At 69.6% G+C, this 19835-nt stretch carries 16 protein-coding genes and 1 pseudogene; 9 read left to right on the top strand and 8 right to left on the bottom strand.

Annotated features, from left to right (window positions below; all coding sequences use genetic code 11):
- Positions 1–290: pseudogene (locus tag Pth03_RS00455) on the bottom strand (hypothetical protein); the annotation flags it as partial.
- A gap of 160 nt (positions 291–450) precedes the next feature.
- On the opposite strand from Pth03_RS00455, the gene Pth03_RS00460 reads away from it, so the two are divergent.
- From Pth03_RS00460 to Pth03_RS00480, 5 genes are all read left to right on the top strand, one after another.
- Positions 451–1137 (top strand): acVLRF1 family peptidyl-tRNA hydrolase, encoded by a 687-nt coding sequence (locus Pth03_RS00460; protein WP_203942044.1) that lies wholly within the window; start codon positions 451–453, stop codon positions 1135–1137.
- A gap of 240 nt (positions 1138–1377) precedes the next feature.
- Complete coding sequence (locus Pth03_RS00465; RefSeq protein ID WP_203942045.1) at positions 1378–2976, top strand: ABC-F family ATP-binding cassette domain-containing protein; 1599 nt, start codon at positions 1378–1380, stop codon at positions 2974–2976.
- A 114-nt stretch (positions 2977–3090) separates the two neighbouring features.
- Positions 3091–3306 (top strand): helix-turn-helix domain-containing protein, encoded by a 216-nt coding sequence (locus Pth03_RS00470; protein ID WP_203942046.1) that lies wholly within the window; start codon positions 3091–3093, stop codon positions 3304–3306.
- Positions 3307–3576: 270 nt separating this feature from the next.
- A complete protein-coding gene (locus Pth03_RS00475) occupies positions 3577–4392 on the top strand; it encodes an enoyl-CoA hydratase/isomerase family protein (RefSeq protein ID WP_203942124.1) in 816 nt (271 codons plus the stop codon).
- Positions 4393–4446: 54 nt separating this feature from the next.
- Positions 4447–6393, top strand: a complete 1947-nt coding sequence (locus Pth03_RS00480; RefSeq protein ID WP_203942047.1) for an ABC transporter ATP-binding protein — start codon at positions 4447–4449, stop codon at positions 6391–6393.
- On the opposite strand, the gene Pth03_RS00485 is transcribed toward Pth03_RS00480, so the two are convergent.
- A complete protein-coding gene (locus tag Pth03_RS00485; RefSeq protein ID WP_203942048.1) occupies positions 6371–7249 on the bottom strand; it encodes a sulfotransferase family protein in 879 nt (292 codons plus the stop codon). The genes Pth03_RS00480 and Pth03_RS00485 overlap by 23 nt on opposite strands.
- Before the next feature lie 155 nt (positions 7250–7404).
- Between Pth03_RS00485 and Pth03_RS00490 the strand changes: the two genes are divergently transcribed.
- Together Pth03_RS00490 and Pth03_RS00495 are read left to right on the top strand one after the other, a co-directional pair.
- Positions 7405–8328 (top strand): S66 peptidase family protein, encoded by a 924-nt coding sequence (locus tag Pth03_RS00490; RefSeq protein ID WP_203942049.1) that lies wholly within the window; start codon positions 7405–7407, stop codon positions 8326–8328.
- A gap of 103 nt (positions 8329–8431) precedes the next feature.
- Positions 8432–9292, top strand: coding sequence for a hypothetical protein (locus Pth03_RS00495; RefSeq protein ID WP_239118663.1), 861 nt, complete (start codon positions 8432–8434; stop codon positions 9290–9292).
- A 20-nt stretch (positions 9293–9312) separates the two neighbouring features.
- On the opposite strand, the gene Pth03_RS00500 is transcribed toward Pth03_RS00495, so the two are convergent.
- The 5 genes from Pth03_RS00500 to yczE all read right to left on the bottom strand — a co-directional run bounded on the left by Pth03_RS00500 (position 9313) and on the right by yczE (position 14719).
- A complete protein-coding gene (locus Pth03_RS00500; RefSeq protein ID WP_203942050.1) occupies positions 9313–10794 on the bottom strand; it encodes a sensor histidine kinase in 1482 nt (493 codons plus the stop codon).
- Positions 10794–10961, bottom strand: coding sequence for a hypothetical protein (locus Pth03_RS00505; RefSeq protein ID WP_203942051.1), 168 nt, complete (start codon positions 10959–10961; stop codon positions 10794–10796). The genes Pth03_RS00500 and Pth03_RS00505 overlap by 1 nt, the downstream gene beginning before the upstream one ends.
- Positions 10962–11403: 442 nt before the next feature.
- Positions 11404–12162 carry a hypothetical protein gene (locus tag Pth03_RS00510; RefSeq protein ID WP_203942052.1) on the bottom strand — a complete coding sequence of 253 codons (759 nt, stop codon included), beginning with the start codon at positions 12160–12162 and terminating at the stop codon, positions 11404–11406.
- Positions 12163–12260: 98 nt separating this feature from the next.
- Positions 12261–14015: a glycoside hydrolase family 15 protein gene (locus Pth03_RS00515; RefSeq protein WP_203942053.1), complete on the bottom strand. Its 1755-nt coding sequence runs from the start codon at positions 14013–14015 to the stop codon at positions 12261–12263.
- Between the two features lie 65 nt (positions 14016–14080).
- Positions 14081–14719, bottom strand: a complete 639-nt coding sequence (gene yczE, locus Pth03_RS00520; RefSeq protein ID WP_203942054.1) for a membrane protein YczE — start codon at positions 14717–14719, stop codon at positions 14081–14083.
- 63 nt (positions 14720–14782) lie between these two features.
- On the opposite strand from yczE, the gene yczR reads away from it, so the two are divergent.
- Positions 14783–16210 (top strand): MocR-like transcription factor YczR, encoded by a 1428-nt coding sequence (yczR, locus tag Pth03_RS00525; protein WP_203942055.1) that lies wholly within the window; start codon positions 14783–14785, stop codon positions 16208–16210.
- A gap of 14 nt (positions 16211–16224) precedes the next feature.
- On the opposite strand, the gene Pth03_RS00530 is transcribed toward yczR, so the two are convergent.
- Complete coding sequence (locus tag Pth03_RS00530) at positions 16225–17718, bottom strand: peptide MFS transporter (RefSeq protein ID WP_203942056.1); 1494 nt, start codon at positions 17716–17718, stop codon at positions 16225–16227.
- Positions 17719–18419: 701 nt separating this feature from the next.
- Between Pth03_RS00530 and Pth03_RS00535 the strand changes: the two genes are divergently transcribed.
- The gene (locus Pth03_RS00535) at positions 18420–19640 is read left to right on the top strand and encodes a hypothetical protein (protein WP_203942057.1); all 1221 of its coding nucleotides are present in this window, start codon (positions 18420–18422) and stop codon (positions 19638–19640) included.
- The last annotated feature ends 195 nt before the right edge of the window (positions 19641–19835 follow it).

A 19835-nucleotide genomic window follows, 5' to 3' on the forward strand; every position in this document is an offset into this window, starting at 1 on the left:
CCGTACTGGGCTCCCTGCGCGGGCGAGCCGTACGCCGAAGCGCCCGATCCCTGGCCGCCCCCTCCGGGCAGGTCGGCATAGCGTGCGCCCGAACCCTCGGTGAGATAGGGACGATGCGGGTACGCGGCCAGGTCCGGCCCCGGAACCGACGCGTCGTAGGAGTGGCTGGGCGCTGAAGCCTGATCGCCGGGGGAGGTCACGCCGCGGGGGCCTCCGGCGGCTGCGGCGTCCGGAGCGGGCTGGCCCGGTGACGTGGCAACCGGCACCGCCGAAGGTGAGGGGACCGACACGTTTAAGATTCTCTGCCTTACTATCCAGTCACATCAGTATCCGCGGGCAGAGTTCACCGATATTTCCCCATATGTTGATATGAACCACCTCGGCCGCGGGAACCGGTCTGGCTGGGACGACACGCCGTGAACCTCTGCGCCGCCGGTAACCTGGGCTGCCATGACGGCACGGCCGGCCGCGGGCGGCGGCAGATGGGTATCGGTCGCGCCCGAGCGGCTCGCGGGGTGGATCAGAGGGTTCGAAGAACGGCACGGCCCCTTCGAGGCGGCCGCCACCGCTCTCGTCGTACGGCTGACCGCCGCCGACGGCTCGGCGGCCGAATGCCACGTGCCCTTCCCGCCCCTTACCCTGGCGGCGGACCCCGACGGAGGCGGTGGCTCTCCCGGCGGCGCCGTGGACGGGCTGGTCGTCCACGCGACCCGGCCGCGCACGGTCGGCGTCCTGCTCGTACGGCTCGGCGGATACGCGGCCGGGGTGTTCGAGGGGCAGCGCCTGGTGGCGTCCAAGGTGGGCTCGCGGCTGGTTCACGGGCGCAGCGCCGCCGGAGGCTGGTCGCAGCAGCGTTTCGCCAGGCGCAGGGAGAAGCAGTCGGCTGAGGCGCTGCGGGCCGCCGCCGACGTGGCGGCCCGCGTGCTCGTGCCGCGCGCCGGCGAGATGGACGCGGCCGTCTTCGGCGGGGACCGGCGGGCCGTCGACGAGCTGCGCGCCGACCGGCGGCTCGCGCCGATCTTCTCGCTGGAGGAGGGCGTGTTCCTGCCGGTGCCCGACCCCAAACTGGCCGTGCTGGAGGACGCCCCCCGGCAGTTCCGCGCGGTGCGCATCCGCGTCCTCGACGCCGGAGCCTGACACCGGCCCTGACACCGGTCCGGCACCGCCTCTGGCAGCGGCCGCGGAAGCCGCACGGGAACGCGGTGGCCGGGAGCGGCGGGCGCGGGGCGGGCGGCAGGGCGTCGCAGGGGAGGCGGCCAGCGAAAAGAGTTCGGGTTCCCCGGGGGCCCACCCCTACAATGACGGGTATGCGCGCTCCCGATTGATCGACTTCCCTGCCGATCCTGACCGTGCCTTCCCGGGAGTGTTCCCCTTAACATGATCATCGCAACTGACATCGAACTGCGCGCCGGCGCCCGCCTGCTCATCGAGAACGCCTCCTTCCGGGTCAATCCCGGGGACAAGATCGGCTTGGTCGGCAGGAACGGCGCGGGCAAGACCACTCTCACCAAGGTCCTCGCCGGGGAAGGCGTCCCGGCCGAGGGCTCGGTGACGATCACCGGCAGCGTCGGCTACCTGCCGCAGGACCCCAAGGCGGGCGACATCCAGGTGCTCGCGCGCGACCGCATCCTGTCGGCCCGCGGGCTCGACGAGGTGCTCCGTGAGCTGCGGGAGGCCGAGGCCGGGATGGCGTCGGCCGACACCCGCACGCGGGACAAGGCGGTGCGCGCCTACGGCCGGCTGGAAGATCGGCTGCACGTACTCGGGGGTTACTCCGCCGAGGCGGAGGCGGCGTCGATCGCCTCCAGCCTGGGGCTGCCCGATCGGGTGCTGGGGCAGCCCCTCGCGACGCTCTCCGGAGGACAGCGCAGGCGGGTGGAACTGGCCAGAATCCTGTTCAGCGGAGCCGAGACTCTCCTGCTTGACGAGCCCACAAACCACCTCGATGCCGACTCAATCGGATGGCTTCGTGATTTTTTGCGTTCGCACCAGGGCGGCTTGGTCGTCATCAGCCACGACGTCAACCTTCTTGATGCGACGGTAAACCGGGTTCTGCACCTCGACGCCAACCGCTGCGTGATCGACACCTACAACGTCGGCTGGAAGGCCTATCTGGCCCAGCGGGAGACCGACGAGAAGCGCCGCAAGCGCGAGCGCGCCAACGCCGAGAAGCAGGCGTCGGTGCTGCTGTCCCAGGCCGACCGCATGCGGGCCAAGGCCACCAAGGCCAAGGCCGCGCAGGACATGGAGCGCCGGGCCAAGCGCATGCTGGCCGGTGTCGAGACCGTACGGCAGAGCGACCGGGTCGCCAAGCTCCGCTTCCCCGAGCCGGCGCCCTGCGGCCGGACCCCGCTGACCGCGCAGGGCCTGTCGAAGTCCTACGGCTCGCTCGAGGTGTTCACCGACGTCGACGCGGCAGTGGACCGCGGCTCCCGCGTCGTCATCCTCGGGCTCAACGGAGCGGGCAAGACGACACTGCTGCGGCTGCTGGGGGGCATTGAGAAGCCCGACACCGGTGAGGTGCGCCCGGGGCACGGGCTGAAGCTCGGCTACTACGCCCAGGAGCACGAGACGCTCGACTCCGACCGCACCGTGCTGGAGAACATGCGCTCGGCGGGCCCCGACCTGGCCGACGTCGACCTGCGCAAGGTGCTCGGGTCGTTCCTGTTCTCCGGGGACGACGTGGACAAGCCCGCGGGGGTCCTGTCGGGCGGCGAGAAGACCCGTCTGGCCCTTGCCACGCTGGTGCTGTCGAGTGCCAACGTGCTCCTGCTGGACGAGCCGACCAACAACCTCGACCCGGCCTCGCGCGACCAGGTGCTCTCGGCTCTCAGCTCCTATGTGGGGGCGATCGTACTGGTCACCCACGATGAGGGCGCGGTCGAGGCGCTGCGCCCCGATCGGGTCATACTCCTTCCTGATGGTGTCGAAGACGCGTGGAGCGACGAATTTTCCGATCTTGTGGCACTTGCCTGATCTTAATTTGAGCGGGTAGGGATCTTTTCCCGCGGAGTAGGTAGCCGATCGCGCCGAAATGACTGATCATGGCCTAAGTAACGCTGCGGAAGTCTGGCACTACAGGAGGTACTCGTGGCTGAGACTCTGAAGAAAGGCACCCGGGTGACCGGGGCCGACCGCGAAAAGCTGGCCGGTGATCTCAAGAAGCGCTATTCCGCGGGTGAGAGCATCCGCGCCCTGGCCGCTTCGACCGGCCGGTCGTACGGGTTCATCCACCGCATCCTCAGCGAGTCCGGTGTGACTCTGCGCGGACGCGGCGGCGCCACCCGGGGCAAGACCAAGCGCTAGAGATCCGCCTCACAACGCGCGACCGCAGCCGCTCGTTCCCGCAGCCGAACGTTTGCGTCCGACCGTACAGAACCATATTCGGTAGGCTCGGGCGTGATCGTGGGACAAGAGGGTGAGCCGCGCACGGCACGGGACGCCGCACCGGACCGGCCGTGCGAGGCGCCTCGAGCGGAGGCAGGAACGGCGATGGCGGAAGCGGCAATTGGGGGGAACGAGGAGCCGGTCTCCACGGCGGGCGGCGACGAGGACGGGGTCCTCGAGGTCGGCGCCATGGGGGCGAACGACTCCTCAGCAACGGAGACGATCTCGACAGCGGAGCTGAACGAGATCGGGCTGCGCTTCGAGGTGGACGGCGAGATCGCGACGATCGTTCTGGACCGGCCCGACAAGCGGAACGCTCAGACGTCCGCGACGTGGTCGGCACTGGCCCGGATCGGGGACAACCTGCCGGAACAGGTGAGAGTCGTCGTGGTCCGAGGCGAGGGGCCGTCCTTCTCGGCGGGGCTCGACCTGAGCATGTTCAAGCCCGAGGGGGTTCCCGGGCAGGATTCGCTCGCGGCGGTCGCCACTCTCGACGACACGGCGTTCGACCAGCGGATCGCGGAGTTCCAGAGCGGTTTCACCTGGCTCCGCCGTCCGGAGATCGTGTCGATCGCCGCGGTTCAGGGTCACGCGATCGGGGCGGGCTTCCAGCTGGCGCTGGCGTGCGACCTGAGAATCGTCGCCGACGACGTGAGGTTCTGCATGAAGGAGCCGGCCCTCGGGCTGGTTCCGGATCTGACGGGCACCAAGCCCCTCGTCGATCTCGTGGGGGTCTCCCGCGCGATCGAGATCTGCCTCACCGCGCGCATCGTCGGCGCGGTCGAGGCGGTGCAGCTCGGGTTGGCCGAGATGGCGGTTCCCGCCGGTGAGCTGGCTCAGGCCGTACATGATCTGGCGACGGCCCTGCTCGCCACCGACCGCGCGGCCGCGACGGCGACCAAGCGGCTGCTGCAGGGCGCTCCGGCTCGCACGCTCGCGGAGCAGTCGGCCGCCGAGCGGGTCGAACAGGTGGCGCGGATCAGGGCGCTGTTCGCCTCCAGCTGACTCAGGAATCGGCGATATCCTCCTCGGTGCTTCAGGAGCGGGAGGATTGACGATATGGCGATGACTGGTGGCTACGGGCCTCAGGTGATGCGGTCTCTCCGGCGTGACAGCTCCGTGACGAAGGAGCGCCTCACGCCGGGGACCGTCGCCCGGATAGCCAGATATTCCAGCCCGTTCAAATGGCAGATCGCCGCGTTCCTCGCGCTGGTCGTCGTCGACGCCGTGATCGTGATCGCCAACCCGCTGCTGATGAAGGCGATCATCGATGACGGCATCGTGCCCCGGCGGGGCGACATCGTGATCGGCCTGGCCGTCGCGATCGGCGTGCTGGCCGTCCTGGACGCGGGGCTCGGCCTGGTCCAGCGGTGGTACTCCGCGCGCATCGGCGAGGGCCTGATCTACAACCTGCGCACCGAGGTCTTCGACCACGTGCAGCGCATGCCGGTAGCGTTCTTCATGCGCGCTCAGACGGGCGCCCTGGTCTCCCGGCTCAACACCGACGTCATCGGGGCGCAGCGGGCGCTCACCACCACGCTGTCGTCGGTGGTCTCCAACGTCGTGAGCCTGATCATGGTGCTCGGCACCATGCTGGTGCTGTCGTGGCAGATCACCGTGGTCGCCCTGATCCTGCTGCCGATCTTCATCCTTCCGGCCAAGTGGGTCGGGCGGCGCATGTCCAAGCTCACCCGCGAGCAGATGCAGCTGGACGCCGAGATGAGCTCGGTCATGACCGAGCGTTTCAACGTGGCAGGCGCCATGGTCGCCAAGCTGTACGGCAGGCCCGAGGACGAGGCCGTGCACTTCGCCCAGCGGGCCGGCCGGGTCCGCGACCTCGGCGTCGTCGTCGCGATGTACGGCACCGTCTTCCGGGTCGCGCTCGGCCTGATCGCGGCCCTCGCGACGGCGCTCGTCTACGGGCTCGGCGGCCAGCTCGCGGTGGCCGGCGTCTTCGAGCTCGGCACCCTGGTGGCCATGTCGTCCCTGCTCATGCGCTTGTACGGCCCGCTGACGAGCCTGTCCAACGTGCATGTGGACGTGATGACCGCGCTGGTCAGCTTCGACCGGGTCTTCGAGGTCCTCGACCTCAAGCCGATGGTGGCCGAAAAGCCCGGAGCCGAGCAGCTGCCCGCCGGACCAGTGACGATCGAGTTCGACGACGTGCGGTTCCGCTACCCGGCGGCCTCCGACGTGTCTCTGGCGTCGCTGGAGTCGGTGGCCAGGCCCGACACCGGCCCGTCGCAGGAGGTGCTCAAGGGCGTGACGTTCACGGCGCGCCCCGGCCAGATGGTGGCCCTCGTCGGGCATTCGGGAGCCGGCAAGACCACGATCACCTCGCTCGTGTCCCGCCTGTACGACGTCGACGAGGGCACGGTGCGGATCAACGGCCTGGACGTGCGCGACCTCACGCTGGCGAGCATCAGGGACACGGTCGGCGTCGTCATGCAGGACGCACACCTGTTCCACGACACGATCGGCAACAACCTCCGCTACGCCCGCCCCGGCGCGACCGACGAGGAGGTCTGGGAGGCGCTGCGCGCGGCTCAGATCGCCGACCTGGTCAAGGGCCTTCCCGAGGAGCTGGAGACGGTCGTGGGCGACCGCGGCTACCGGCTGTCCGGAGGGGAGAAGCAGCGGATCGCGCTGGCTCGGCTGCTGCTGAAGGCGCCCCAGGTGGTGGTGCTCGACGAGGCGACCGCGCATCTCGACTCCGAGTCGGAGGCCGCCGTGCAGAAGGCGCTCAAGACCGCCCTGCTCGGCCGTACGTCGCTGGTCATAGCCCACCGGCTGTCGACGATCCGCGAGGCCGACGCCATCTTGGTCATCGAGGACGGCGAGGTCGTCGAAAGCGGCGGCCACGACGAGCTGCTGGAGCGTGACGGCGCCTACGCCGAGCTCTATCGCACCCAGTTCGCGGGCGGCTCGGACTCCCCCTCAGGCGAGTCCGAGCTCGCGGCCGAGCTCCAGGCGGGGGCCGTCGTCACAGGTAGCCCAGGCGCGTGAGCTCCTCGCGGCACACCTTCTCGACGAGCTCGGCGTCGGCGGCGGCCAGCGCCTTGCGCCATCGGCCCGGTTTGGTGGCGGACGCGCCGTACATGCCGATGGTGGAGACCTTGGTCTCCAGGAACTCGGCCACGGCCTTGCTCACCGAGCCCGGTGAGTCGAGCAGGTCCTCGTAGCGCAGGGTCAGCAGCTGTTCGCCGGGGAGTTCCTGCCGCAGGGCGGCGCTGAGCCGTACGGCGCTGCGCCAGCGCAGGGCGCCCTTGCCCGCCGGAGGCATGGCCGTCCACTTGTCGCGATGCTCGGCCGACCTGACGCCGAGGAAGGGGTTGGGGAACTCCGAATCCTCGGTCAGCATGTGGGGCTTGAACCAGGCCAGCGACGCGGGATCGCCCAGCATGTCCGCGACGACGTCGCGGCCGTCCCTGACGATCTGGATGATGCGGGCGTCCGGGAACGCCTGCAGCAGCACCGGCGAGCTGAAGAGCAGGTCGGGACTCGCGTCGCCGAACCGGATCAGGTCGGCCGCGCTCACGCACGGGCCGCCGCCGGTGACGCGGCCCGCCTCCCGGCAGATCGCCGTGCACTCCGAGCACGCCCCCGGCACCACGTGCCAGGCCTCCGCCAGCACGTCGCGGATCACGGTGGGAGCGCCGTCCCTGCGCGCGATCGACGGCCTGCGCGCGAACGCGTAGACCACCCGGGCGACAGGCGCGCGGCCGATCGTCATGTGGAACCCAGGTGATCGTTTGAGGGCACGCCCGAGGAGGTCCGCGCCGGAATGCGGGGCGGCGACCACGAACACCGGCTGACGGACCTTCACGCCGTTGACCACGAGAATGTGCGTCGGAGGTCGCATAGTTACGGCTAAGTCTGACACCCTTTGGGGGGTGAAAGGACGCATCCTGGCCTGGGCGAGCCATGACGCCTCGGCAACGGTCCCGCGCCTCGGCCCGTCGTCGCCGGCCGGCCGTCGTTCGCCCGGCCGTACTCTCGCCCTCGGGAGGCGTGACGATGCCCGCGGTTAGGCCGCCCCGGCGGTTGCGGCCAGGGGACACCGTGGCGCTGGTGACGCCCTCGGGTCCCGTCGATCCCGTACGGCTGGCCCGCGGCAGGCGTGTCCTGGAGGGCCTAGGCCTCGACGTCGTCCTCAGCGGCGACCTGGACGCCCGGCAGGGCTATCTGGCCGGGCCGGACTCCGTCCGCGCGGCCGGGCTGCAGGAGGCGTGGTGCGACCCCCGGGTGTCGGCGGTGATCTGCGCACGAGGCGGCTACGGCGTGACCAGGCTGCTCGGCCTGCTCGACTGGGACGCCATGGCCGCGGCCGGTCCCAAGATCCTGCTCGGGTCGAGCGACATCACCGCGTTGCACCGGGCCTTCGCCGAGCGGCTGGGTGTGGCCACCCTGTTCGGGCCGATGCCCGCCAGCGCGACGATGGGTGACGAGGAGGGGCCGGAGCCGGCGACGCTTGCCCATCTCACCGGCACCCTGTTCGACGGCGGGGCCGTCGGCCCGGTGACGGGGACGGCCTCGCTGGGGCCTTCCGGGCGGGTCGAAGCACCCGTCACGGGCGGCAACCTCACCCTGCTCGCCGCCCTGTGCGGCACGCCGTACGCCATGCGCGCGCAGGGGCAGATCGTGTTGCTGGAGGACGTGAGCGAGGAGCCGTACCGGATCGACCGGATGCTCACCCAGCTCATCCAGGCCGGGTGCCTCGACGGGGCGCTGGGCTTCGTGCTCGGGTCGTGGGTGGACTGCGGCGACCCGCTTCCAGTGGTGGCCGAACGGCTCTCCGGGTTCGGAATGCCCGTCATAGCAGGCCTTCCCATCGGACATGGATCACCACAGTTCGGTGTGTGGCTGGGGGCGGATGGTGTTATTGATACCAAATCGTGCTCTCTGACTGGCATGTTCCGCTATCCGGACAAGGCACCCTGAAAGCCGCCTGGAATCTTCCGGGCAACGGTGGAGGGATGGTGCATTGGGACTCTTGCGGCGACTACTCGGCCGGACGCAACCCGATCGCCCCGCTCCGAGGTCCGTGGAAGACGCCGACCTCGACTCGTTGCTCGCGCTGGTCGCCGAGACCATGGGGTTCAGCTGTGCCTTCGCCCCCGACGGCACGTCGCTGACGCTCGGCTCTCCTGACGCGGCCACGGGGGAGGGGCGGGTGGTCAACCTCGTCGGGCTGCGCCGGGAGTCCGCGCGCCGCGCCCGCGAGGACTGGCCGATGCTGGTCTCCGAACACCTCGCCCATGCCGTTTCCGGTGAGCCGTTCGACGCCTGCAACCTCACCCCCATCCGGCCGCTGCTGCGCACCCGGGTGCACGCCGCCGACGACCCCGCGATCCCCGACCCCTCCCGGATCATCGGCCGCCACCTGAGCGCCGACCTGATCGAGGTGCTCACCGTCGGGGCACGCCCCGTCCGCCCGGAAGAGGCCTTCTGCTGGCCCATCCCCCCAGGTGAGGCGCTCGATGTCGCCCTGGGCAACGCCCTCGTGGACGAGCGGCCGACCACCGAGTGGCTCGACCTCGCCGGCACCCGCGTGTCGGTGCTCAGCGCGCCGAGCGCCGCCGCCCATCTGCGCCGCCTCGCCGACCACGTGCTCGTGCCGTCCGACGGCGTGCTCGCCGCGCTCCCGCATCGCGGGGCGGTCGCCGTGCACCCGGTCGCCGGCATCGGCGTGGTGCGGGCCATCGAGCGGCTGCGGCTGTTCGCCCAGCGGGAGTACGAGTCCAGCGACGACCCGGTCAGCCCCCACGTCTACTGGTGGCACAAGAACCGGCTGACCCGCATCCAGGCCGACCTGGTCACCCACGACGGGCAGACCCGCCTGGTCGTCGCCCCTCCGCCCGAATTCGCCCGCCTCCTCGCGCGGATCGCCGGAAGGTCCGACTGAAGCCGGGACGCGCACGCCCGTCATCTCGGGCCGCCGGGGACGTCGTCGTCCGGCAGAAGAGGCAGTCTCAGGACGAAACGGGCCCCTTTCGTAGAGTCCTCCACGCGTAATGTTCCGCCGTGCGCGTCCGCGACCTCACGCGAGATGGCGAGGCCGAGGCCGCTGCCTTTGGGGTCACGACGACGGGCGTCGTCCAGGCGGACGAAGCGGTCGAACACCCGCTCTCTGTCCTTCGGTGCGATGCCCGCGCCGTCGTCGGTCAGCGTCACCACCGCCTGCCCGTCCGCGGCGGTGACCGTCACGGTGATGCGCGAGGCGGCGTGCCGTTGCGCGTTGGCCAGCAGGTTCTCCACGACCCGGATCAGCTGGACGCGGCTGGCCCGTGTCCGGACTCCGGGCGAGACCTCGATGTGGACGGGGAAGCGCCCGGTGCGACTGGCCGCCACCTCCGCCACAAGGTGCCCGAGGTTGACCGGCGCGCGCGGCGGCGGATCGGCGGAGCGCAGGCGGGACAGGACCAGCAGGTCGTCGACGACCGCCTCGAGGTGGTCGGCGGTCGACAACGCGTCCTTGATGGTCTCGCGCGGATCGGTGTCCCCCGGATACAGCACCGCCTCCTCCAGGCGCGCCCGCATGCCGGCGATGGGGGTGCGCAACTCGTGTGACACGTCGGACGCGAATCGACGCTGCCGTTGCGTCATGATCTCCAGGCGGGCGAGGGTGTCGTTGACGGCGCCGGCGAGCGTGGCGACCTCGTCGTCGCCGGAGGGCACCGGGACGCGAAGGCTGAGGTCGCCGGACGTGATCTTGGCCATGGACACACGGATGGACTCCACGGGACGGAGTATCTGACCTCCCAGGTTCCATGCCACCCAGGTCTCGATGAGCAGGAGCACGGCGCCGCAGACCGCGGTGTCGATCTCCAGCCGGTTGTCGGACAGCAGATACGACTCGAGCAGTCCCGCGTACACGTACAGGGAGTCGCGGGTGGGAGCGACCCGGACGGCCGTCAGGATGAGCGGTCCACCGTTTCGCGATGTCTGAGTGAAGCTCTGCACCCGGTTGTCGGCAGGCGGACGGAACATGCTCAGCCGCCCGCCATGGGCGGCTCTGCTCGCGTCGACGACCCGGCCACGGGGGTCGAGCACCTCGATGAGGTTGACGCCGCCGGTGGCCGGGATGACCCCCGGGATACGGCCGGCTCTGATTCTGGCGCTCCACTCGGTGGCGACCTGCTGGGTCCTGCCGATCGCCTCGGCGGCGACGTTCTTTTCGATGAGCATGTCGACGGTCACGCCCAGAGTGCTCACGAAGAGGAACGAAACGGTGACGAACATGATCGCGTAGTGCCTGCGGATGGAACCGGGACGCCGTCGAAACGGGTGGAGGCGCCTGACCTGGGCGAACTTCGGCACGTGAGGCGTCCGGCTCGCGAGCGCGCCGGGTCCGTCAGCCGGTTCCCGTGCCCCCGCCTCAGGCGCCGCGCCGAATTCCGGCGTCATCAGGGTTCTCCGCCGCCCGAGGTCTTGGCCGGGCCCTTGGGACGCCGGGCCTTGTGGTCCGCGAGCCAGTAGCGGAGCAGCGCGGCCGCGCTGACGACGACCCAGAGGAACACACCGCACAACGCGATCAACAGCGTCTTCCAATGTTCGAGCTCGGCCACGCTCATGGTGCCCTCTTCCTCCCGGATCCTGGCGACGTCGTTTTACGGCTTCGCGAACGATGCGGGGCTGACAGGACGAGATTAGGCGGCGATTTGTCCGCCGGAACAGCGTGTACCGTGGGTGCGTTACTCCTCCCAAGGCCGGGTAAATCAACTTTGCGCTGATCGATGGACAGCGAAATGGCGGGCGCTCGAATAGGGGAAAGCGCGCCGCGTTTCCAGCCGGTTCGCATCGGCCGCCGCCACAGATCCGTCCCGGCCGGCCGGGCAAATGATCACGCTGACCGTCCCGAAGATCCGTCGCTTGCTCGCCACGCTCGTGCTGTCCCCGTTGCGGGCTGTCCAGCAGATCCTGCGCTGGTCACACTGGCGACGCCGCCATCAGGCCATCGCGAGACGACGCCACTACCAGCGCAGATTGCCGACTGCCGGGAAGCCTGGACGGCGGTCAGTACAGGCTGGGCCGGCGTGGGGTGGTGCGCTGCTCGTAGTGGAGGTACTCCGCTGGCAACTCAGCTGAACTGGACCCACGTGACGGACCGAATAGGGCGGCAATGGCAGTGCAAAGCAGTAGAGGCCCGCACCACGCCAGCCAGATCGCCCAGAACGGCACCGGGCCGTCCGCGAGCGGGAGCCATGTGATGACGCTGAGCACGGTGCCCCAAAACAGCAGCGGCCTGAGGCCGCCCGCTATCTCAAAATCGCTCTTGGCCTGGTCGGGCATCGTGCACGGGCCGCTGGGCTTCCGGTAAGCGGGCTGGGAGTACAGCGGTGCAGGGTGCCGTGGCGGCGGCACGACCGGCGGGGGCGCGACGGCAGCCGTCGGAAGCATGGGGGGCGACGCCTGCTGCGCCTCAGTCGGAGTGCCCGGCTGGGCCGAACGGGCCGTCATGAGCCGTGTCCACGCCTCCAGGTAGCGCGCGGACACGTCGGCTGGTTCGGTCAGCTCCGCAGTCAGGACATCGACGATCGCGGTCAACCGGCCGGGCCGACGCGGTAGCGCGTCCTGGGCGAAGAGAGCGGCGAGCGTACTCTTGGCCATCGCGTGGCGTGGCGCGACCTGGGCCATCCGCAGGGCGATGTCCCGGTAGCTCAGCCCGCTCCTGACCCGCAGCGCGCGCAGCGCATCCATGAATTCCCGCTCGGTCCGGATGACCTTGGGCGCGGCGCAATCTGTCCTGGCTGGATGCTCGTCCTGGGCTTGCATACGAGCAGTATGTGCTGCCGCCGATGGGATAGGCCAGCACTGGGATGTCCGTTCCTGTCCCGACTTGTCCGACACCGCGCGGCACTCGACGTCGGGGACTAACTGAGCGCGTGGGCCGTACGGATCAGGTGGATGTGGGTGAACGCCTGCGGGAAGTTGCCGAGCTGGCGTCCCTCGGCCACGCCGTACTCCTCGGCCAGCAGGCCGACGTCGTTGGTGAGCGCGAGCAGCCGCTCGAACAGGTCCATGGCCTCGTCCTTGCGGCCGATCAGGGTGAGGGCCTCGGCCAGCCAGAAACTGCAGGCGAGGAAGGCCCCCTCCGCCCCAGGCAGGCCGTCGACGTCGTTGCTCTCCGAGACGGGGTAGCGCAGCACGAAGCCGTCGACCTTGAGCTCGCGCTCGATCGCCTCGATCGTGCCGACGACACGAGGGTCCTCGGGGGGAAGGAAGCCCACGATGGGGATCAGGAGCAACGCCGCGTCGAGCTCGCGAGAGCCGTACGACTGGGTGAAGGTGCCGCGCACGGGGTCGAAGCCCTTGTCGCAGACCTCGGCGTGGATGCGGTCGCGCATCGCCCGCCAGCGTTCTACCGGTCCGGTGCGGCCCAGCTCCTCGACGACGCGGACGACCCGGTCGGCCGCCACCCACGCCATGACCTTGGAGTGCACGAAGTGCCGCCGGGGGCCGCGCACCTCCCACAGCCCCTCGTCCGGCTGGTTCCAGTTGTGCTCGAGGAAGTCCATGAGGCGCCGCACGATCGACCAGGCGTGGTCGTCCGGCGGCAGGCCCTTCTTGCGGGCCTGGTAGAGGCAGTTGACCACCTCGCCGTACACGTCGAGCTGGAACTGGGTGGCCGCGCCGTTGCCGATCCGCACGGGACGCGAGTCCTCGTATCCGCGCAGCCAGTCGAGCGTCATCTCGGGAAGCCGCCTCTCACCGGCCACGCCGTACATGATCTGGAGGTCTTCCGGACGTCCCGCGATGGCGCGCAGCAGCCAGTCGCGCCAGGAACCCGCCTCCTCGATGTAGCCGGAGTCGGTCAGCGCGTCGAGCGTCATCGCGGCGTCGCGCAGCCAGCAGTAGCGGTAGTCCCAGTTGCGGACCCCGCCGAGATGCTCGGGCAGCGAGGTGGTGGGGGCCGCAACGATGCCGCCTGTCGGGCTGAAGGTGAGCGCCTTCAGCGTGATGAGCGAGCGGACCACGGCGTCCCGCCAGGGACCGTCGTATTCGCAGTGGGAGACCCATTCCTCCCAGATCAGCCGGGTTTCGTCGAGCTGCTCGTCCGGGTCGACGACCTCCGGCTCCGGCTCGTGGGAGGGATGCCAGGTGAACACGAACGTCTGCCGCTCCCCGGCCGAGACCGTGAACGTGCCCGTGTGGCGGTAGCCGCCGCCCTTCAGATGGGCCGAGGAATGGATCCAGACGGAGTCGGGCCCGCCGATGGCGTGCAGGTGGCCGTCGAACCGGCGTACCCAGGGGATGATGCGGCCGTAGTCGAACCGGATGCGGATCTCCGCCGTCATCTCCACCGTGCCGGACACGCCTTCCACGATGCGCACCAGATCGGGGTTGGCGTGCCGGGGCGGCATGAAGTCGACGACCTTGACCGTTCCGGTGGGCGTCTCCCAGTAGGTCTCCAGGATCAGCGTGTCCTTGACGTACTCCCGCCGTGTGGCCATCTCATGCCCGGTGGGCGCAAGCCGCCAGAAGCCGTTGGACTCGTCGCCGAGCAGCTTGGCGAAGCACGAGGGGGAGTCGAACCTGGGGAGGCACAGCCAGTCGATCGAGCCGTCTCGGCCCACGAGGGCGGCCGACTGCATGTCCCCGATGAGGGCGTAGTCCTCGATCCGCATGCGGGCCAGGCTACCCGGCGTGCCTTCGTCCGGTGATCCGCCCGTGCTTCCGGTTCGTCTTCCCGTCAGGCGGGCTCGGCCTCCGGCGCCGTCACGACCGGCGGCGCGGGCCGCCACATGCGCATGAAAATCTGGGTCAGGGGGCCGATGGACACGGCGAAGACGATCGTCCCGATGCCGACGGTGCCTCCGAGCAGCCAGCCGGCGGCCAGGACGGTGAGCTCGACCAGCGTGCGTCCCACCCGGATGGACAGGCCGAGCCGGGCCAGGCCCGTCATGAGGCCGTCGCGGGGGCCGGGACCGAACCCGGCGTTGATGTACAGGCCCGAGGAGGCGGCGATGAGCACGATGCCGGCCACGAGGAACGCCCACTCGGCGACCGGGTGGGACTGCGCCGCCACGTGCGACATCAGGAGGTCGGCGCAGCTGCCCACGATGACGACGTTGCTGATGGTGCCGAGGCCGGGACGCTGACGCAGGGGGATCCACAGGAGCAGCACGAGGGCGCCGACGAGGTTGATGCAGAGGCCCATCGACCATCCGGTGCGGAACGACATGCCCTGATGGAAGACCTCCCAGGGGTCGAGGCCGAGCCCGGACTGGACGAGCAGTCCGATGCCGGTGCCGTAGCCGATCAATCCGATGTACAGGCGGACGAGCCGGGACGGGAGGGACCCGTACCGGGGTAGCGAGAGCTCACTCATAATGGTTTACATCTTTCAGTCCATTTGCTTGCAAAAAAAGGGCCAATCCGGAAAAGTGGCCTTATGGACCGTCATCTTAGTGCGCCTCAACTGGCACGGCTCCTGGAGGTCCCGCCCGGAGCCCGGCCGTACTACAAGGCGCTTGCGGGAGCCGTACGGGGACTGATCCTGGACGGGCGGCTGCCGGTCAAGATGCGCGTGCCGGCAGAGCGGCACCTCGCGGAGGCGCTGGGGGTGAGCCGGACGACCGTGACGACCGCCTACGACCGGCTGCGCGAGCAGGGTTACCTCGAGAGCCGCCAGGGGGCGGGCAGCTGGACGGCTCTGCCCGGGCCGGCCGCGCTCGGATCGGACAACCCGTGGATCGCCCCCGACGACGACGGGCTGCTGCCGCTGCACACCGCGGCGCCCGCCGCCACCCCCTTCCTCGCCGACGCGATCGCCGAGGCGGCGCAGAGCTACCACCGGTACGCGCTGGGCATCGGATACGACCCCGCAGGGCTGCTCACCCTCAGGGAGGCGATCGCCGAGCGGTACTGCCGGCGCGGGCTCGCCACCCGGCCCGACCAGATCATCGTGACCACGGGGGCCCAGCAGGCCATCCACCTGACGCTGACGCTGCTGGCGGGGCAGGGCGACCCCGTGCTGGTCGAGTCGCCCACCTATCCGCATGTCCTCGACGTGGCGCGCATCCGCGGCGCGCGCCTGGTGCCCGTCGGCCTCCAGGACGACGGATGGCACATGGACCTCGTCACCGGCGCGATGCGCCAGTCGGCGGCCAGGGTCGCCTACGTCATCCCGGACTTCCACAACCCGACCGGTCATCTCATGACGGACGCCGACCGGTCCGAGCTGGTGGCGGCCGCCCGGCGGAACGACACGATGCTGCTCGCCGACGAGACCTGGGCGGAGCTGGCCATCGACGAGGTCGCCCCCTGGTCTCCGCTGGCGTCCTTCGACACCGACGGGCGGGTCGTCAGCATCGGCTCGGCGTCGAAGTTGTGGTGGGGCGGCCTGCGCATCGGATGGGTGCGGGGCACGGCCGCTCTCGTCCGCCGCCTGGCCGTGCTCCGGGCCGCCGTCGACATCTCCAGCGCCGTCTTCGAACAGCTTGTGGTGGCCGAGCTGTTCGGCGGCATCGAGGACAGCCGCGCCGAGCGCCGTCGTGCGCTGGGCGAGTCCCGCGCGGCCCTCGTCGCGGCCTTAGGCGCGCATCTGCCCGCGTGGAGTTTCACGGTCACGCCGGGCGGGGGCTCCTTGTGGGTGCGGCTGGACGCGCCCGTGGCGACCTCCGTCGTGGAGGCCGCGGCCTCCCGCGGCGTACGGCTCGCGCCGGGCTCGTGGTTCGGCGCCGAGGGCGCACTGGAGCGTTACCTGCGGCTCCCGTTCACCCAGCCCCCCCAGGTGCTCGAGGAGGCGATCAGCCGCATCGCGAGCGGGCCGAGCCGGCCCGGGTATCGCCCGGCGACCCCGCTCACCCCGACGCTGTAGCCCCGACGTTGGAGCTACGTCCTGAGCTCGGCGGGGCGGGGAGTCGTCTCGCCCATGAGGGCGCGGATCTTCTTCGTGAACATCATCATGGCGACGCCGGCGAGGATGGCCGCCAGGGCCAGGCCCAGGTAGTAGGCCGGCATCGGGATCACCGTGGTCAGCCGGTAGGTCTGGCCGCCGATCGCGTCCCCCAGGGAGATCGCGAGGTACCAGACGCCCATCATCTGGTTCTCGAACGCACGCGGCGCGAGCTTGTTGGTCACCGACAGGCCGGTCGGGCTGAGGAACAGCTCGCCGATCGTCTGGATGAGGTAGACCGAGATCAGCCAAATGATCGATACGCGTACCCCGCCCGACGCGACGCCGGACGCGACCGACATGACGACGAAGCTCAGGCCGACGAGCAGGAGCGCCACGCCGAACTTCAGCGGGGTGCTGACCCGTTCGCCCGCCTTCAGGAAGAAGTCGGCGAACACCGGCGCCAGGAAGATGATCGCGAGGGAGTTGACGTTGTTGATCCACCCCGGGGGCACGTGGAAGCCCATGACGTCGAGCTGGGTGTTGTTCTGCGCGAAGAGGGTGAGGGCGCTGCCGGATTGGTCGTAGATGAACCAGAACACGGCCGCGCCGAGAAAGAGCCACACGTAGGCGGACAGGCGGACGCGCTCCTCCGGCGTGACCTCGTGTGAGCGGAAGAGGAACAGGAAGTAGGCCAGCGGGACGGCCGCCGTTCCGATCGCGAGGACCAACGAGAACCTGTCGATGGTGAACGTGCCGCTGAACGCCCACAGGGCCAGGGCCGCCACCACGACCGGGACCGTGATCGCCAGGATGGCGCGGAAACGTCGCCGCTCCTCGGGCGTCAGCCGGTGGTCGGGCTCCTCGCCCGCCCCGCCCAGGTGCCTGCGACCCAGGACGTACTGCGTGAGGCCGATCGCCATTCCGGCGGCTGCGGAGCCGAACGCGAGGTGCCAGCGGTCGCCCTGCTGGAGCCACGGTACGGCCATGATGCCGACGAAGGCTCCGAGGTTGACCCCCATGTAGAAGATCGTGTAGCCCGAGTCGCGGCGGGCGTCGTCCTCATGTCTGTAGAGCTCGCCGACCAGGGCCGCCATGTTGGGCTTCAGCATGCCGCTGCCGAGGGCGACCAGGACGAGCCCCAGCCAGACGAACACCCCCGCGGACGGCACCGACAGGCTCAGGTGGCCGCACATGATGACGATCGCGCCGTACAGGACGGTCTTGCGCGGCCCGAATAGCCGGTCGGCCATCCATCCGCCGGCCAGGGCCAGGAGGTAGACGGAGGCGATGTAGACGCCGTACACACCGACCGCGGTAGTCTCCGACAGGCCCATGCCGCCGCGGATGGCCGGAGCCGACAGGAACAGGACGAGGATGGCGCGCATGCCGTAGTAGCTGAAGCGCTCCCACATCTCCGTGCCGAACAAGGTGGCCAGGCCCCGTGGGTGGCCGAAGAAGGACTTCTCCCGTACGGGCGGCTGTGTCATTCGTTCTCCCCCGAATTACGTGCAGTAGCACGTTACCCCCAACCTGCCCATTCTTTGCTTTTGAGTGGTATTTCATACCAAATCATGGCATTTGGGGATTTACCCACATAATCCACATAATCCTCATGAGCTACTTCAACCCCACAACCCCCCCTTGCGCGTGATCATGCAGAAGTTCGGGAGAAGGGGTCGTGGCCTGCGATTCCCTCCATCGTGATCATGCAGAAGTTCGTGGGTTATGTGTTTGACCAGGGCTTTCCATCTTCGTGATCATGCAATTGGGATCGCGGTGGGCGAGTGACCTCGTGCATGATCACGATCGGCGTAAGCGCTGGTCATGGGACCTTTGGCCGAACTTCTGCATGATCACGGTGAGCGTTTGCGCAGGTCGGCCTAGCCGTACGCGAAGTTCTGCATGATCACGGCGGAGAGCTGTGCAGGTAGGCCGGGCTGTATGCGAAGTTCTGCATGATCACGATGGAGGGAATCGCAGGCCACGACCCCTTCTCCCGAACTTCTGCATGATCACGCGCAAGGGGAGTGGGGAATTGTGCGCGAAGGTGTACGCGAATTCCTGTGTGATCACACCCAAGAGGGGGGCTTTGCTTTTTGGGGTGGGTGTCAGGGGAGGGGGGATTACCTGTCGGTGCGTACGGTCATTGGCCATGACGAGACGTTTGATTGCGACTCCTATTCTCGCGATGGCGATTACGTTGGCGGCGGGTGCGGCCCCCGCGACGGCTTCCAGTGACCTGGCGATCCGGTCGATCAACGTAAAACCCGGCAGCCCCGTGGTGGGGCCCTCCGGCTCCGTCAAGGTGGTGATCGAGGTCGTCGCCCGGGGCGCGACCTCCGTCGCCGTCGTCCTCGAGCCGGGTCGCACGGGCCCGGTGAACTCCGGTGGTCCGAGGGTTCCGGCGGCTCCCGAGATCACGCCGCCGCTCGCCCCGCCCCGGCCCCCTGCTCAGCCGCCGGTTCGGCCGCCTGTTCGGCCGTCCGCTCAGGCCCCGGCCCCGCTTCCCGCCCCGGTTCCGCTCCCGATCCCGATGCAGGGGCCGGCTCCGGCGCAGAACCCGGCGCAGAATCCGGTCCAGGGCCCGGCGCAGAATCCGGCGCAGGGCCCGGCGCAGAATCCGGCGCAGGGCCCAGCGCAGAACCCGGTGAAGAGCCCAGCGCAGAACCCGGTGAAGAGCCCAGCGCAGAACCCGGTGAAGAGCCCAGCGCAGAACCCGGCGCAGCAACCGGCCCAACTTCCCGCGGCCCAGGCTCCCGCTCAGGCGCACGTGCCGCACCCCGCCCCGGCGTCGACCCCTGGGCACGCCCCCGCGCAGACTCCTGCGCAGGCTCCTGCGCCCGCGACCGCTCCGGGCGCCCCGTGGGGCACACCCGCCCCGCGTCCCGCCGGAGCGGCGGCGCCGCCCTGGACGCGCCCGGCGGTCCGCGGTCTCCCCATGTCCACGACGAGCGCGAACCGCAGCCGCTCGGAGTGGGAGACCTGGATGTTCCTGCCGGAGAAGCCGCTGTCGCGGTGGTACCCGAGCGGACAATGGACGGTCACGGCCACCGCGAGGGATGCGACGGGAGCCGTCGCCGTCTCCCGCACCATGTTCTTCCTCAAGCGGGAGACCACGCTCGAAGGGGTGAACGTCGTACGGCAGGCGGGGGGTGTCCGCGTCACGGGGACGTTGCTGCGCGTCGATCCGCTCGGCCGGGTCGACTACCGGCCGTTCCCCGGCCAGCCGGTCGTCCTGCGCTTCCGGCCCGCCGGTTCCCAGATCTGGCGCACGATGAGAACCACCGTCACCGACAGGAACGGATGGTTCGCCGGACGCCTCAACGGGCAGGGCGACGGGCTCTGGCGTGCGGAGTATGCGGGCACCAGGCACTACGCCGGTGACATCAGTGCCGATAGAAACCCATAAACCGCGATAAATCAACCCATGCGCCGATAAACCGCATAAATCGCCGCAAGGAAATGCCCGATCCCGCCAGGGGTCGGGCATTTCATCGTCTCTCTCGTGAAATTTCCAGACTTGTACGGCTTTCGCCGACGCGATTCACGATTAAAAGCCAAACATCCGGCGGTCATGGCCTCCGAATATCGATGCCCCGCGTCC

This window comes from Planotetraspora thailandica (assembly GCF_016863335.1).
Classification (GTDB): domain Bacteria; phylum Actinomycetota; class Actinomycetes; order Streptosporangiales; family Streptosporangiaceae; genus Planotetraspora; species Planotetraspora thailandica.

Bases quoted from the DNA above. Each gene is read 5' to 3' on its own strand.
- yczR (WP_203942055.1), top strand. From the start codon at position 14,783: ATGGACCGTCATCTTAGTGCGCCTCAACTGGCACGGCTCCTGGAGGTC.
- Pth03_RS00510 (WP_203942052.1), bottom strand. From the start codon at position 12,162: ATGCAAGCCCAGGACGAGCATCCAGCCAGGACAGATTGCGCCGCGCCC.
- Pth03_RS00475 (WP_203942124.1), top strand. From the start codon at position 3,577: ATGGGGGCGAACGACTCCTCAGCAACGGAGACGATCTCGACAGCGGAG.
- Pth03_RS00535 (WP_203942057.1), top strand. From the start codon at position 18,420: ATGGCGATTACGTTGGCGGCGGGTGCGGCCCCCGCGACGGCTTCCAGT.
- Pth03_RS00480 (WP_203942047.1), top strand. From the start codon at position 4,447: ATGGCGATGACTGGTGGCTACGGGCCTCAGGTGATGCGGTCTCTCCGG.
- Pth03_RS00490 (WP_203942049.1), top strand. From the start codon at position 7,405: ATGCCCGCGGTTAGGCCGCCCCGGCGGTTGCGGCCAGGGGACACCGTG.
- Pth03_RS00515 (WP_203942053.1), bottom strand. From the start codon at position 14,015: ATGCGGATCGAGGACTACGCCCTCATCGGGGACATGCAGTCGGCCGCC.
- Pth03_RS00505 (WP_203942051.1), bottom strand. From the start codon at position 10,961: ATGAGCGTGGCCGAGCTCGAACATTGGAAGACGCTGTTGATCGCGTTG.
- Pth03_RS00500 (WP_203942050.1), bottom strand. From the start codon at position 10,794: ATGACGCCGGAATTCGGCGCGGCGCCTGAGGCGGGGGCACGGGAACCG.
- Pth03_RS00530 (WP_203942056.1), bottom strand. From the start codon at position 17,718: ATGACACAGCCGCCCGTACGGGAGAAGTCCTTCTTCGGCCACCCACGG.
- Pth03_RS00460 (WP_203942044.1), top strand. From the start codon at position 451: ATGACGGCACGGCCGGCCGCGGGCGGCGGCAGATGGGTATCGGTCGCG.
- Pth03_RS00485 (WP_203942048.1), bottom strand. From the start codon at position 7,249: ATGCGACCTCCGACGCACATTCTCGTGGTCAACGGCGTGAAGGTCCGT.
- Pth03_RS00465 (WP_203942045.1), top strand. From the start codon at position 1,378: ATGATCATCGCAACTGACATCGAACTGCGCGCCGGCGCCCGCCTGCTC.
- yczE (WP_203942054.1), bottom strand. From the start codon at position 14,719: ATGAGTGAGCTCTCGCTACCCCGGTACGGGTCCCTCCCGTCCCGGCTC.